At 65.2% G+C, this 14231-nt stretch carries 14 protein-coding genes and 1 pseudogene; 1 reads left to right on the top strand and 14 read right to left on the bottom strand.

Features of this window, described 5'->3' with window-relative positions:
* Positions 1-43 precede the first annotated feature (43 nt).
* Entirely contained in the window at positions 44-535 is a 492-nt protein-coding gene (locus tag ACLIVD_RS32675; RefSeq protein WP_491931319.1) for a transposase, read from the bottom strand.
* A 163-nt stretch (positions 536-698) separates the two neighbouring features.
* Between ACLIVD_RS32675 and ACLIVD_RS32670 the strand changes: the two are divergent.
* Positions 699-851: pseudogene (locus tag ACLIVD_RS32670) on the top strand (IS30 family transposase); the annotation flags it as partial.
* Between the two features lie 73 nt (positions 852-924).
* Here ACLIVD_RS32670 and ACLIVD_RS32665 read toward each other — a convergent pair.
* The 13 genes from ACLIVD_RS32665 to ACLIVD_RS32605 all read right to left on the bottom strand — a co-directional run bounded on the left by ACLIVD_RS32665 (position 925) and on the right by ACLIVD_RS32605 (position 14113).
* Positions 925-2040 carry an acyl-CoA dehydrogenase family protein gene (locus ACLIVD_RS32665; protein ID WP_491931318.1) on the bottom strand — a complete coding sequence of 372 codons (1116 nt, stop codon included), beginning with the start codon at positions 2038-2040 and terminating at the stop codon, positions 925-927.
* A complete protein-coding gene (locus tag ACLIVD_RS32660; protein ID WP_491931317.1) occupies positions 2033-3211 on the bottom strand; it encodes an acyl-CoA dehydrogenase family protein in 1179 nt (392 codons plus the stop codon). Before ACLIVD_RS32660 ends, ACLIVD_RS32665 begins: the two co-directional genes overlap by 8 nt.
* 1 nt (position 3212) lies before the next feature.
* Positions 3213-3986 (bottom strand): enoyl-CoA hydratase-related protein, encoded by a 774-nt coding sequence (locus ACLIVD_RS32655; protein ID WP_491931316.1) that lies wholly within the window; start codon positions 3984-3986, stop codon positions 3213-3215.
* 58 nt (positions 3987-4044) lie between these two features.
* On the bottom strand, positions 4045-4848 hold the full coding sequence (locus ACLIVD_RS32650; RefSeq protein WP_491931315.1) for an SDR family NAD(P)-dependent oxidoreductase: 804 nt from the start codon (positions 4846-4848) through the stop codon (positions 4045-4047).
* 28 nt (positions 4849-4876) lie between these two features.
* Positions 4877-5260 carry a MaoC/PaaZ C-terminal domain-containing protein gene (locus ACLIVD_RS32645; RefSeq protein WP_491931314.1) on the bottom strand — a complete coding sequence of 128 codons (384 nt, stop codon included), beginning with the start codon at positions 5258-5260 and terminating at the stop codon, positions 4877-4879.
* Positions 5257-5712 carry a MaoC family dehydratase N-terminal domain-containing protein gene (locus ACLIVD_RS32640; protein ID WP_491931313.1) on the bottom strand — a complete coding sequence of 152 codons (456 nt, stop codon included), beginning with the start codon at positions 5710-5712 and terminating at the stop codon, positions 5257-5259. Before ACLIVD_RS32640 ends, ACLIVD_RS32645 begins: the two co-directional genes overlap by 4 nt.
* Position 5713: 1 nt before the next feature.
* Positions 5714-6901, bottom strand: a complete 1188-nt coding sequence (locus ACLIVD_RS32635) for a lipid-transfer protein (protein WP_491931312.1) — start codon at positions 6899-6901, stop codon at positions 5714-5716.
* Positions 6902-6960: 59 nt separating this feature from the next.
* The gene (locus ACLIVD_RS32630; protein WP_491931311.1) at positions 6961-8118 is read right to left on the bottom strand and encodes an acyl-CoA dehydrogenase family protein; all 1158 of its coding nucleotides are present in this window, start codon (positions 8116-8118) and stop codon (positions 6961-6963) included.
* 126 nt (positions 8119-8244) lie between these two features.
* Positions 8245-9405 carry an acyl-CoA dehydrogenase family protein gene (locus ACLIVD_RS32625; RefSeq protein ID WP_491931310.1) on the bottom strand — a complete coding sequence of 387 codons (1161 nt, stop codon included), beginning with the start codon at positions 9403-9405 and terminating at the stop codon, positions 8245-8247.
* A gap of 14 nt (positions 9406-9419) precedes the next feature.
* Positions 9420-10619: an acyl-CoA dehydrogenase family protein gene (locus tag ACLIVD_RS32620; protein WP_491931309.1), complete on the bottom strand. Its 1200-nt coding sequence runs from the start codon at positions 10617-10619 to the stop codon at positions 9420-9422.
* 59 nt (positions 10620-10678) lie between these two features.
* Positions 10679-11980: an MFS transporter gene (locus ACLIVD_RS32615; RefSeq protein WP_491931308.1), complete on the bottom strand. Its 1302-nt coding sequence runs from the start codon at positions 11978-11980 to the stop codon at positions 10679-10681.
* A 43-nt stretch (positions 11981-12023) separates the two neighbouring features.
* Positions 12024-12818 carry an enoyl-CoA hydratase/isomerase family protein gene (locus tag ACLIVD_RS32610; protein WP_491931307.1) on the bottom strand — a complete coding sequence of 265 codons (795 nt, stop codon included), beginning with the start codon at positions 12816-12818 and terminating at the stop codon, positions 12024-12026.
* A gap of 86 nt (positions 12819-12904) precedes the next feature.
* Positions 12905-14113 carry a CaiB/BaiF CoA transferase family protein gene (locus ACLIVD_RS32605; RefSeq protein WP_491931306.1) on the bottom strand — a complete coding sequence of 403 codons (1209 nt, stop codon included), beginning with the start codon at positions 14111-14113 and terminating at the stop codon, positions 12905-12907.
* Positions 14114-14231 lie beyond the last annotated feature (118 nt).

Genomic DNA, 14231 nt, shown 5'->3' with positions numbered 1-14231 from the left:
AGGACTTCGTGGACAGTGCGGTCAGTGGCTGGAAGCTAACTGATCAATCAAGGGTGAGCTCGCCGGCGATGACGTCACCGACCATGACGGTGACGTCGTCGCCTCGCCAGTGCACTATCGCTTTCTGATCTCCCCATCGTCTGCCCAGGGAGATCGAGTGCCCGTCGAACTGGACGATCCCGGTGTGTGAGACCGACCGGGTGACCTGCCCGTACCGGGTCTTGTGTTCGGGAGTGGCTGCGACAGTGGGTGTGTCGTCATACCGTTGCTGCGGCGTCCGGCCCGCCAGGCTCTGATGTCGGCGGTTGCCGTAGACCTCCCGGTACTGGTCGAGCAGGGCCTGCAGTTCGTCGAGCGTGTCCGGTGCGGGTTGCTTGCGTAACCATTTCTGCAGGTCGGGGCACTCGGCGACGAACCGGGCAACGTACTTGTAGAACGTTGTCGGTGAGATGTGGTGGGTTCGGCAGAACTCGGCGACGTTGACTTCCTCACCCTGCGCCACCCGGACAATCGCGGACACAAACTCTGGATGCATCGAAACCCTGTTCCACTCATCCCCGAGGATCTCAGGGGCGAGTCGGTCAGTGTTCACGATGTCCTGAGACATCAAGTGTTCGCGATGTCTTGAGCACAGACAGGAGTCCAGAGACTCGTCAACCACGCACGGGCGCGGAGCGCCTAGTAGTGGCAGTCCCCTACATGGAACGGCGGCGATGGTGCAGAACGGGCCGGCACTGTCCGGATATGGTTCGAAGTCCGTCCGTGATGCTCTGGCCGCGACGCTGACACCATTGCCCGAGCACTATGCAGATCCGTGATATGGGATCGGGGAAGGGAACTCGCGCGTACACACCGATGTCGGGCACAGGAATGCGCTGTACGCACGCTGCCATCGCCGCCCCACCCGTGGGCACCAGAGCACCCTCAGAGTAACTCGGGTGCGGCGAGAATGGTTGCGCCGATGGCGCGATGCAGTTCGATCTCGTCCCCGTACCACGCGCGTAGAGCGAGGGCGCGCTTGTAGTACCAGTGCAGTTCCACTTCCGTCGTGAACCCGATCCCGCCGTGCATCTGTAGTGCGTCTTCGCACACGCGCAATGCCGCGTCGGCGGCGTAAGCCTTGGCCACTGCTGCGGTGTGGGCGAGTTTCTGCTCGGTCGAGGCGGGAGCGTCAGCCATCGCTGTGGCGCAGAGGTTCCGCAGGGAGCTCGTGCGCTCATACATGTTCGCCACGGTGTGTTTGACGGCCTGGAATGTGCCGATCGCAGCACCGAACTGTTGTCGCTGCTGGACGTAGTCCACGGTGCGTTCGAGTAGCCTCTCGGCGATGCCGGTCAACTCGCACGCGATGAGTAGCCTTGCCCACGAACGTATCTGACCGATCAACGTGTCCGACTCAGGGCCGACGGCCAACGGTGCGATGTCGCGGTGTGCACCATTGAAGGTCACCCGCCCGTACCGTGCGGTGGGGTCCGCGCTGTCGATCTCCTCGACGACGACTCCTGGGTCGGCGGCGTCCACCACACACACCGCCTGTTCGTCACCGCGCCGGGCGATGACGACGAACGAGTGCGCTTGGGCTGCGAATCGCGCCACCGCGACGCTGCCCTGCAGCCCGTCGTCGGTCAGGGTGATTCCGCCGACGTCGGAGAGCCAGTCGTCGGTGATACCGGGGTCGGCGAGGGCGAGCACTGCGCCCTCGGCGACGGTTCGCTGCAGCCGCGTGGTCAAGGCCGCATTGTCGTGTCCGTTCAGAAGTACCGCCGGGAGGAGGAGGCTTTCGAGCATCGGCCCCGGCACCAGGTGCCGGCCGAACGTGGTGAAGACCGGGCCGAGCGCGCACAGCGGAAAACCCAGGCCGTCGTGACGCTCGGGAACCGCGAGTCCGAACCAGCCCAGTTCGGCGAGCTCAGCCTGGAACTGGACGTCCAGTCCGCCCTTGTCGAGTAGCGCGAGTCGCCGGTCCGAGTCGAACGATCGGGTCAGGTACTCGCTGATGGCGGATGTCAGCGCGTCTCGGTTGTCAGGATGGTCAGCCACGAGGAAGTCCTAGAAGTCGTTCGGCGATGATGTTGCGCTGGATCTGGGAGGTCCCGCCATAGATCGAGGCGGCACGAGAGTAGAGGTGGTTGTGGACCCATCGCTCCGCGTTCAGGCCGAACGGCCGGGCGGACGGCGACGACCGGAGCGGACCGAGCAGGTCGGCGATCGATGCGAAGATGGTCTGCTCGAGGTCGTTGAGGAGGAGTTTGTCGACCGAGTCCTCCGGGGTCGGACCCACGTTGTCGGCGAGGCGAGTGATCGTCTGGCGGGTTTGGGCATCGAGGACCTGCAACGCGACACGGATGCGGCCGATCGCAGTGCTGACCCGGTCGGGTGCGGTCTCACCTCGGTCGTGGAAATACCGGCGGATCTCGGCGACGGCGTCGTCGACCGCTACCTCGTAGTCGACTCGACGTCGCAGGGTGTATCCGGCGCGTTCGGTGCCGAGTGTGTGGATGGCCAGTGGCCAGCCCTCGTTGATCCGGCCGACCAGGTTGCGTCGGGGGACGCGGACCTCGTCGAAGAAGACCTCGCAGAACTCTTCGTCGCCGGTCATCTGGACCAGGGGGCGGACGGTGATGCCGGGGGAGTTCATGTCCACCAGCAGATAACTGATCCCCTTGTGTTTCGGAGCAGCCGGATCGGTGCGGACGAGCAGGGCGCACCACTGGGACATGTGAGCCCAACTGGTCCACACCTTCTGCCCGGATATCACGAAATCGTTCCCGTCGACCCGGGCGCGGGTCCGGAGGGACGCCAGGTCGGAACCGGCGTCAGGCTCCGAGAAACCCTGGCACCAGATGTCCTCACCGGACAGGAGCCGAGGCAGCAGTTCCGTGCGCTGCCCGGGCGAGCCGTAGTGGTCGATCGACGGGCCCACAACGTCGAGGCCGATCAGTCCGATCGGCTGCGGTGCGCGAGCTCGGGCAAGTTCTTCGGTGAATACCAGGTGGTGCATGGGTGTCAATCCCTGTCCACCCGCCTCGACCGACCACGCGATGCCGACCCATCCGGCTTCGTACAGGGTCTTCTGCCAGTCACGCAGAACGGCGAATCGCTCGGTGAGCGCGAGTGGGACCTCCGGAATGGCAGCAGCACCCAACCACTCGCGGGCCTGCGTCCGGTAGCGGGCCAAGTCAGAGGCGAGTTCCTCGCCGAGAATCGGCATGTCAGCGGCCCACGTAGACGGGCGTACGCCCCTCGACGACCGCGTTGACCGCTTCCTTGGAATCGTCGTACCCGGACAGTTCGCCAGTCAGGCCCTGCTCGAACTCGTATCCGGACTTCAGTTCCATGTATTCGATGGTGTTCAGGCTGCGTTTGGCGAAGCCCAAGGTAACCGGGCTGTGACGAGCGATCGACCGCGCCACCGCCCGCGCAGCGTCCACGAGCTGCTCCGGCGGGACGATCTCGAGGATGCCGCCGTACGGCTGGAGCTTCTCCGCCTCGATCAGATCTCCGGTGTAATGCATGAAGCGGACCATCCCTTGCGGCACCAACCGGGACAGGTGCTTGGCACCGCCCATCACACCGACGTTGACTTCGGGAAGGGCGAACCGGGCTCCCTCGGCCGCAACCACCAGGTCGCATGACGCCGCGATCGCCAGGCCGGTGCCGACAGCCACACCGTGCACCGCCGCGATGACGGGAACCGGGTTGTCGTACACCGCCCAGAATGCATTGCGCACCAACTTCATCCGCTCGGACGCATTCGACGGATCCATGGTCTGGAACTCGGCGAGATCGTTTCCGCCGCAGAAATGCCGGCCCCGGCCTGCCAGGACGACAGCACGGGCGTCGGGCAGGTAGTCACGGATGTTGTCGAAGAAGTTCTTGATCTCCTCGTACATCTCGCCATTGACGGCGTTCACCGGTGGTCGATCGAGCCAGACCGTCCCGATCGTGCCCTCCGTCTGCCAGTCGATGAACTTCAGATTCTTCATTGATGTTTCCTGTTTTCTCTCGAAATCGTTGAACAGCCAGGGGAGTGCCGGGCGAGGATCAGCGGCTGCCACCGTCGCAGACCAGGCACTGACCACTGACATAGTCGGTCTCGGGCAGGCACAGTGCGAAGACGGCGCCGGCGGCCTCGTCCGGTCGTCCGGCCCGTCCCAGTGGAATGATGCGCTCGGCCGCGGCGAGCAGCTGCGGGTTGACGCCGACCTTGATCTCGCGGCCTTCGATGTCGATGGTGGAGTTGCCGTCTGCCGACCCCTTCGTCAGGCGGGTGTTGATCAGTCCGTAGGCGACGGCGTTGACGTTGACGTTGTGTCGGCCCCACTCGCGGGCGAGGGTTTTGGTCAGGCCGATGATGCCGGCCTTGGCGGCGGCGTAGTTGGACTGGCCGGCGTTGCCGACGACGCCGGCGTTGGAGGAGATGTTGACCACCTTGCGGTGGTAGTCGGTGGGGTTGGCCTTGATATAGGGATGCGCCGCGCGCAGGATCTGGAACGGCGCCTTCAGGTGCAGGTCGAGGATGGTGTCCCACTGCTCGTCGGTCATCTTCTGGATGACGTTGTCCCAGGTGAAGCCGGCATTGTTGACGATGATGTCGAGGCCGCCGAACGTGTCGACGGCGGTGGCGACGAAGCGGTCCGCGAAGCCTTCCTCGGTGACGGAACCGATACTGGCGACGGCCTTGCCGCCGGCTGCGACGATCTCCTCGACCGTCTCCTTGGCCGGGCCCGGGTCGAGGTCGTTGACGACGACGCTGGCGCCCTCGGCCGCAAACTTCATGGCGATGGCGCGGCCGATGCCGCGTCCGGATCCGGTGACGATGGCCGTCCTGTTGTCGAGCTTGCCCATGATGGGTGTCCTTTCGATCGGGGGAGGATCAGGGGGTAGCGATGACGGCGTCGCCACGTAACGTGACGGTGCCGTCGGTGAGGGTGACGGTGAGGTCGAGGTGCGCCAGGCCGTCCTCGACCTTGACGACGATCCCGGTGCAGATCGGCCGGGCGTGTAGCGGGGTGATGGCGGCGAAGCGCACTCCGTAGGACCGGATGCGTTCTTGCGGAACGTAGTTGGTCAGCAGCCGGCCGAGGTAGGCCATCGACAGCATGCCGTGGGCGAACACGTCGTCGAGGGCGGCTGAACGAGCCACGTCGAGGTCGATGTGCATCGGGTTGTGGTCACCGGAGGCGCCGGCGTAGAGGGCGAGCGTGGTGCGGCTGATGTCGGCAAGCTCCAGTGAGGGAAGGGGGTCGCCGGTCTTCACTTGGTCCCCTTCGGGTTGCGGACGACCAGGGTGTTGGTCAGTCGTGCGATCGGCTTGCCGTCGCGGGTGACGTCGACGGTGCGGACCAGAAAGTCCAGTGCACCGTTCTTCTTCGAGTAGGTGTCGGTCACGCGGCCCGAGTAGCTGAGGGTGTCGCCGGCGTAGGCGGGCGCGGAGTACTCGAATCGCTGCTCGCCGTGCAGGATGTACCGCACGTCGATCCCGAGGTCACGGAGGAGACCGAACGGATCGGGCCTGTCCATGTCCAGGCAGAACAGGAAAGTCGGGGGGACGAGGACGTCACGGTGCCCGGCGGCCTTCGCGGCCTCGACGTCCGAATAGATCGGGTTGGTCTCGCCGATGGCCTGTGCGAAGAACCGCAGCCTGCCGCGTTCGACGACGGCCTCGTGTCGGGGGAGCTCGCGGCCGATGACCGCGGGGTCGATGGCCACGTCAGTCCACCTTCTTGTAGAGGGTGACAACGCAGGCGCCGCCGAGACCGAGGTTGTGCTGCAGGCCGATGCGGGCCCCGTCGACCTGGCGGGCCTCGGCCCGGCCACGCAACTGCCACACCAGTTCGGCGCACTGCGCCAACCCCGTGGCGCCCAATGGGTGGCCTTTGGACAGCAGGCCGCCCGACGGGTTGGTCACGACACGGCCGCCGTAGGTGTTGTCGCCGTCGAGGATGAACTTCTCGGCGGTCCCCTCGGGTGTCAGCCCGAGGCCCTCGTACGTGATGAGCTCGTTGGCCGTGAAGCAGTCGTGCAGCTCGACGACCTGAACATCCTCGGGACCGATGCCGGCCGCCTCGTACACCTGGGCGGCGGCCGCTGCGGTCATGTCGTAGCCGACCAACTGCATCATGTCGCGTGCCTCGAACGTGCTCGGGGTGTCGGTGGTGAGCGCCTGGGCTTCGATGACCACGTCCGCGGCAATACCGTGCTTGCGGGCAAAGTCCTCGCTGCACACCACCGCGGCGGCAGCACCACAGGTGGGCGGGCAGCATTGGAAGCGGGTCAGTGGTCCGAACATGTGCGGCGAGTCGAGGACCTGTTCTTCGGTGAGTAGGTCCCGGAACACAGCGTTGGGGTTGTGGGCCGCGTGCTTGCGGGCTTTCACCGAGATCTTGGCGAAGGTCTCCGGTTTCGTGCCGTACTTGCGCATGTGGGAAACGCCTGCGCCACCAAAAATCTGGGCCGCACCCGGGGTGGCTTCGTCGAATCCCTGCAGGTCCACCATAAGATTATTGAAGCGGAGCATCGGCGCCGGGCGGTCGTCCCAGACCCGCTTGAGCGCACCGGGTTTCATCTGCTCGAACCCGACGGCCAGAGCGCACTCGACTGCGCCGCTGGCAACCGCCTGGCGGGCCAGAAACAGCGCCGACGAGCCGGTGGCACAGTTGTTGTTGACGTTGATGATCGGGATTCCGGTGAGGCCGACGCCGTAGAGTGCGGCCTGACCGGCCGTGGAGTCGCCGTACACGTAGCCGACGTAGGCCTGCCGGATCAGTGAGTAGTCGACGCCCGCGTCCGCCAGCGCGGCGCGCGCGGCCCGGCCGCCCATGATGTCGTAGTTTTCGCTCTTGCCGGGCTTGGTGAACGGGATCATTCCGACCCCGGCCACGTGGACCTTTCGTGTCACTGTCAAACTCCTGATGTCGTCGGATGGGGACTTACTCGAGGCTGCCGAAGTCCGAGCGGTCAGAACCCGGCAGACTTGGCGATGATGGTCTTCATGACCTCATTGGTGCCGCCGTAGATGCGTGAGACGCGGGTGTCCGTGTACAGCCGGGCGATGGGGTACTCGAGCATGTAGCCGTAACCGCCGTGCAGCTGCAAGCACTTGTCGATGATCTCGCCCGCGTTCTCGCTGCAGAACAACTTCGCCTTGGCGGCGTCGGCGACACTGAGATCACCCGTCTCGTGCAGCTCGATGGCTTTGTCCACCATTGCCTGCGCGGCCTCCAGTTTGGCGATGCATTCGGCGATGACGAACTTGGTGTTCTGGAAGTCCGCTACGGGCTGACCGAACACCTTGCGGTCGCGGACGTAGTCGCAGGCGAACGTGATTGCACTGGCGGCAGCGGCGGTGGTGCCGACCGCGATCATCAGGCGCTCCTGCGGCAGGTTGTTGGCCAGGTAGCCGAACGCCGCGCCCTCGGCACCGAGCATATCCTCGGCGGGCACCTTGACGTCGGTGAAGGAGAGCTCCGCCGTGTCGGAGGTACGCAAGCCGATCTTCTCGAGCTTGCGGCCCACCTTGTAACCCTCGCTGGTAGCGTCCACCACGAGAATGCTCAGGCCGGCGCGCCGGTTCTCCTCGGTGGCCGGGGATGTGCGGCAGACCACGAGGACACGGTCGGCCTGGACGCCGCCGGTAATGAAAGTCTTGGCGCCGTTGAGGATGTAGTGCCTGCCGTCCTCCGACAATCGGGCGTTGGTCCTGATTCCGGCGAGATCCGAACCGGTTCCCGGTTCCGTCATCGCGATGGCAGTCATCAGGTCGCCGCTGACGAACCCGGGCAGCCAGCGCCGCTTCTGCTCCTCGGTGCCATAAGCGAGCAGGTATGGCAGAACCAGGCCGGTGTGCACGCCGTACGCACCGAAACTGACTGCGGCACGTGCGGTCTCCTCGACCAGCACCACCTGGTACTTGAAGCCGGTTTCACCTGCCCCACCGTACGACTCGGGCACAGTCATTCCCAGTACGCCCAGCTTGCCGAGCTGGCGGTAGAAGTCGCGCGGCACCATGCCCTCGCGCTCCCACTCGGTGAAGTTCGGGCTGACCTCCGACTCGATGAAGTCGCGGATCACGCTACGGAAGTCTTCATGTTCCTGGTTGAATACATTGCGCTGCATGTCTATTCCTTCGTCTGGGAAATGCGGGGCACGCAATCGTGCCGCCGAGGGTCGGTGATCAACATGAGTACGTCAGCCGAGGAACCGGGACGGTCCGGGACGACGTCGATGTCGAGGTGAGGTCTGCTATCCGGAGGGCCGCAGGCCCGCCAGGTCGGACAGCCGATCTCGGTGACGCTGCAGCGGACCCAGCAGTGTCTGGGCGCTACGTGCTCGGCGGTACGCCAGATGCGCGGGATGTTCCCAGGTGAAGCCGATCCCGCCATGGACCGAGATGTTTCCCAGCGCGCACACCGAGAGCGCCTCTACACAGGCGAGGAGCGCATGTTCGGTATCGAGCGGGGCGGGTTCGCCATCGCGGTCGATTCCCAGGACCGCCTCGTCGAGCACGACGGCGGCGGTTTCGAGGGCGAACCACATATCTGCGAGTCGGTGTTTGACGGCCTGAAAGCTGCCGATCGGGCGGCCGAATTGCCGGCGCGAACATGCATAGTCGACGGCCTGGGAGAGGGCCGATCGTGCAGTTCCCAGGCATTCGGCGGCAAAGACAAAGGCCCCCAGATTCAGGGCTGTCGCCAGTGCGGTGGAGGCTCCCGAGGTGGGGCCGACGGGGACGGCCGGTGTGTCGGCGAAAGCGAGGCGGGCCTGCTTGCGGGTGAGGTCCATGGTGGCCAGAGGATTCCGCTGGACACCGCCACCTTCTACCGGGGTGACGGCAAAGAGTCCGATTCCCGCGTCGCTTCGCGCCGTGACAAGGACGAGTTCCGCTGTACAACCATCGATTACGTCTGTCTTGGTGCCGGTGAGAAACCAGCTGCCGTCGCGAAATTCGGCACGGGTCGCGATGGGGTCGTGTACCGACGAGATCGCGGTGCTCGGAGACGTTTCCTCTTCCCTCAGTGCGACGGTCGCCGTGATCGTTCCATCCGCAATGGCGGGAAGGTAGCGCGTGCAGGCGGACTCGTCGCCGGACGCCTGAAGTAGCGCAGTCGCGAGAACGGTCGACAGCAGCGGGCCGCCGTACAGCGCTCGACCGGCCTCCTCGAATACGGGTGCGAGGTCGGCCGCCGAGAACCCGGCACCGCCACGTTCCTCGCTGATGAGCATGGCGGTGACTCCCATGCCGGTTGCGAGTTCTGACCACAGACTGCGGTCGTAGTCGTCGGGGAATTCCATCCAGTTCCGGACGGCCCGCTCGTCGTGTCGGATGGCGAGCAGGCGGCGGACCGCCGTGGAGAGCTCAGCGCGCTCGTCGGTCGCCGTCGTGAAGGGGGTGATCGTCGTCATTGCTCGTCCTCGGTCTAGGAGTTCTTCAGGCGATTGAACGGTGTGCCGCGTTCCGGGGAGGGTTCGCGGGGCAGTCCGAGGATTCGCTCGCCGATCGTGTTGCGTTGGATCTCATCGGTTCCGCCTCCGATTCCGAGGCCGGGCGCGTCGAGAATTTCGCGAGCCAGCGCGGCGGTGTCAGCGTCCGACAGGTCCCAGCTCGCGCCGGCGGCGAACGCGAGATCTGCGGCGACGCGCGCGTTGCGCTGGCCGTTCCTGGTGCGGTGCAGCTTACCCAGCGAGGTCTCGGGTCCCGGCAGGTGGCCGGCCAGGGTCCGGGCGCTGATCCTGCTGCTGATCAGCGCCGCGGCCCGCTCACCCATCCACGCTTCGAGGAGGTCCTGTTGCACGGCCGACTCGCCGAGGCGGCCGTTGTGCTCGGCCAATCGCAAGAGTGTGTCGACCGGTAGTGGTCGGCGCGAGGACGCACTGCCGGAACGGCTGACCGAGCGCCGCTCGCGTCCGAGGACCGATGTCGCGATCTTCCAGCCTTCACCAGGGGCGCCGATCATGCGGTGGCCGGGTATGTGGACCTCGTCCAGGAAGACCTCGTTGAATTCGCTGTCTCCGGTCATCTGCCGCAATGGCCGAACCTCGACGCCGGAGGCGTGCATGTCGAGAACGAACATACTGAGCCCCTTGTGTTTCGGCGCTTCAGGGTCGGTTCGTGCGAGCAAGATTCCGACGTCGGCGTACTGCGCATAGGATGTCCAGACCTTCTGCCCGGAGACGATCCAACTATCGCCGCCATCGGATACGGCTCGAGTGCGTACCCCGGGAAGATCCGAGCCGGCGTCCGGTTCGGAGAACAGTTGACACCCGATCTGGGTGCCCGACAGCAGTGCGGAGCCGAACTCGACGGCCAGGTCGTGTTCTCCGAACTCGATGAGGATGGGCAAGATGAGGTGTTCGCCCACATGGTGGATCTTGTCTTCCGGCGGAGTGCTCTCGACGCTCAGTTCTGCGAATGCGGACTCGAACTCGTCCGGCAATCCCTGGCCGCCGTAGATTCGAGGGATGTTCAGTCCAGCGAGTCCGGCGTCGAACAACGCGCGCCGGTAGGCGGAACCGCGCGGGCGGAATTCGGTGTGCTGCACAAGAACAGGGGGTACTTCGCAGTGGAGAAACGTGTTCACTCGGTTGCGGAAGTCGGTGCCTGCGTGTGTCGTGTTCATATCCAGTTCCGTGGTGGTCGGTGTGTCGCCTGAATCCGGCTGGTCCGGTGAGGGTGCGCTCATCGTGCTGCCTGCTCGGCGTGCGCCGCGAACCTCGCGGCATCCCGGTCGGGACGCACCAGAAACGTTGCGGCCGCGCCGCCGATGGCCATCAGCAGGCCGGTGATCAGGAATCCCTGTTGGTACCCGGAGATCCTGTCTGCGGCATTTCCGACGAAGTAACCGAGAAGCAGTGGCGCGATGACACCCGCCATGCTGTAGAACGCAACGATGCATCCCAGGACCATCCCGCGCTTGCGTGGATGCACGACGTCGCCGATTGCCGCAAACGCGACGACATACGCCGCGGTGTTCGCCGAGAACGACACGGCGATCAGGGCCATCTGAAGCCAGCCCGTCGGCAGTGCAGTGAAGCCGGCCATCGACAGGCCCGAAAGGACGATCAGGCCGCCGGCCAGATAGCCCCGGGCCACCCTGCGAGACGTGCCTCGTGAAACAAGCCGATTCGACAACCACCCCACCGCCATGGATGCGGCAGCGGCGACGGCATACGGAATCATGATCAGGCGACCCGTTGTGAGCGTGTCGTATCCCAGTCCATCGGAGAGATAGACGGGGAGCCACGCGACCTTCAGCGTTGTCGACCAGTACGAGAAGAACAACAACAGGGCGACACCGACGACCGTTCCCGTCGTCAGCAGTGCGCGGAGGGAGATTTCGACCAAGGGACCGTTGTCGGAACTCGACTCCTGGAGAACGTCGGATGGCGCGTTGTTGCCGAAGATCAACCACACGACGGCCCACAATCCGCCGGCGACGATGAGTACGCCGAAGGCGACATGCCAGGACCAGGTCGCGATGACCCACGTCATGATCGGCGCTGCGAGCAATGGTCCGATCGCGGCGCCGGACGTCGTGATGCCAAGGGGCAATGCCCGCTTGTGGGCGGGGAACCAGGATTGAACGCAGTGCGTGGCGAGCGCGGCGGCGGGGCCCTCCGCAAACCCGAGAACGATCCGGCACGCGAGGAGCACTCCGAAACCCACCGGGCCGAGGAGAGGAACCATCGTGACAACCCACACCAACATCAGCCCTGCGAGCAGCCAACGCAGACTGACTCGTGTGGACAGCGCTCCGAGCACGATGGCACCGACGGCGAACAACCAGAAGAAGGAGCTCTGCAGGAGGCCGAACTGTTGCGGAGTGATGCCCAGATCCCGCTGAATATGTACCCCGGCAAATCCGAGTACCGCTTTGTCGGCGAAGTTGAGCAGCATGAACAAGAACAAGAGAATGGTGATTAGCCATGCACGTCTCGAGACCGGATTCGTCTCGGTGGATCGCACTGCGGTAGTGGTCATAATGGCACTCCGAATGTGGATGAGGGATGGGGTGGGCGCAGGGTCAGCGGCCGGTGAAGACCGGCGGACGCTTTTCGAGGAAGGCTGCGGCTGCTTCCCGCACGTCGTCGGAGCGGGCGCACTGCACGAGGCGCTCGGCTTCCGCGGCGAGGTAGTCGCCGAGGGCCGTCGTCGACGACTGGAGAAGGTTCTGCTTCATAGAACGCAAAGCGAGTGGTGCGGCGGATGCCAAGCGTCGTGCGGTGTCCTGCGCCGTCTCCTGCAAGTCGGCTGCCGGTACGACGGAACCGACGAGTCCCAGACCGAGCGCCTCGGAGGCGGAGAGCTTCCGAGGCAGGAGGTACAGATCGCGCGCGAGCGCTCCGCCGAGCAGCCTGCTCATGAACCAGATGCCGCCCAGATCGCCCGGAAGCCCTGCGGTGAGGAAGGCAGTGTTGAAAACCGCTCGCTCGGAGGCAATCCGAAGGTCTGCGGCGAGTGCGAGCGACAGGCCGGCACCAGCGCACCCGCCGTCGATTGCCGCGATCGTGACTTGGGGCATCTGGTGGAAGTGGTTCAGCATCGTGTTGATCTGCCGAAATCGCTCGGTATCGTCGGCGATCGATTTGCCGCGAACGGTTTTCGTCTCGCGGGGCGCTGCGAGATCCGTGCCCACGCAGAAGTCTGAGCCTCGGCCGGTCAGGATCACAACTCGAACATGGGAGGAAGACGACAACTCGCTCAGGGCCGCCCCGAGATCGTGGAGCAAGTCGAAGGACAGGGCGTTGCGCCGGTCAGGATTGCCGGACTCGATCGTTGCCGTTGCACCCTCGATCCTGGTCGTGACTCGATTGGCCATGGTGTCTCCTCGAATGTTGTGTCGAAGTAGCGTGTTCCAGCTGTAGCCCGTGGTGTCGTGGATGGCGTCGCCGGTGATCCGACCGATCACCCGGCGAGCGCGGCATCATCCTCGGTCCGTACGATCCCGGCAGCGAGAAGTGCGTCCAATTCGGGCTCGGTGTAGCCGATCTCGGCGGCAATCTCCGCGGAGTGTTCACCGAGCCTCGGCACGCGCCGCACAGCACGGTCGTGCTGTGCGCCCAGCCGATAGGGCATCCGGACCACGTCGAACGGGTTGCCGTCCGGGCATTCGCCGCGGGTGAAGAGCTCGCCGGCGGCGACGTCACCTGCACTGCGAACCTGGTCGTAACTGCGTACGGCGCCGACCACGACGCCGTTGCCGGCGAGCAGTTGTACACACTGTTCGCTCGTGCGATCACCGAGGGCGTCGGACAGGGCGACGAGGAGCTCGTCCCGGTTTGCCACGCGCGCCTCGTTGTCGGCAAATCGCGGATCGGTGGCCAGGTCCGGTCGGCCCAGCACGTCGCACAGGCGCGGCCAGTGTTGTGCGGAGTACCCGGAGACCACGATGTAGCCGTCGGTGGTTGCGATCAGGTCTGCCGCCGGTGCGACACCGGGTTGTCCGTTTCCGCGGCGTTGCGGGGCGACGCCGGTGAGGTCGTAGGAAGTCCACTCGGTGGACTGCAGATGCACGGCGACCTCGAGCAGGGAGACCTCGATCGGGGCGATCCGACCGAATCGTTCCCGATCGAGTAGTGCCGCGAGAATGGCCTCGGTGAGAACGTGAGCGGTCGCGGCGTCGATGATGGTGGTGCCTACTCGAAGTGGGGTGCCGCCCATCTCTCCCGTGATGGCCATCAGGCCGCTTTCGGCCTGGGCTGCAATATCGAGTCCGGGCCGGTTTCGAGATGGTCCGTGCAGTCCGAAGCCGCTTACCGTGGCGTAGATCGCTCGTGGGTTCAGTTCCCGAACTCGGTCCGGTCCGAGGCCCAGCGCCGCCATCGCGCCCGGACGCATGTTCTGGATGACGACGTCGGCGTCGGTGATCAGCCGTTCGGCCACCTCGAGTCCGCGGGGGTCCTTCAGGTTCAGGGCGATCGAGCGTTTGCCGCGGTTGTAGGAGCGGAGAATCGCGTCCCCGAGCGAGGTGCCGGATCGCACCCAATCCCCCTCGGGTGGCTCAATTTTGATCACATCGGCACCGAGTTCGGCGAGGGCCTGCGAAGCGCCCGGGGCTGCGACGAACTGGCCGAAGTCGACTACGCGGATCCCCTGGAGCGGGCTGTGCTTCATGGTGTGGTCCGATCTCGTGAAGAGGTGCGAAGGAAGCGGTGCACCTGCCCGGTGGCGGTGTACCGACGTGAGGGGCAGATGCAACGGTTGATGGCGTTGCGGGCCCGGTCCTACGACC

It is taken from the genome of Rhodococcus sp. G6(2025) (genome assembly GCF_058628105.1).
The sequence above is the reverse complement of the archived record's forward strand: the minus strand, read 5'-3'. Positions and strand labels throughout refer to the sequence as shown.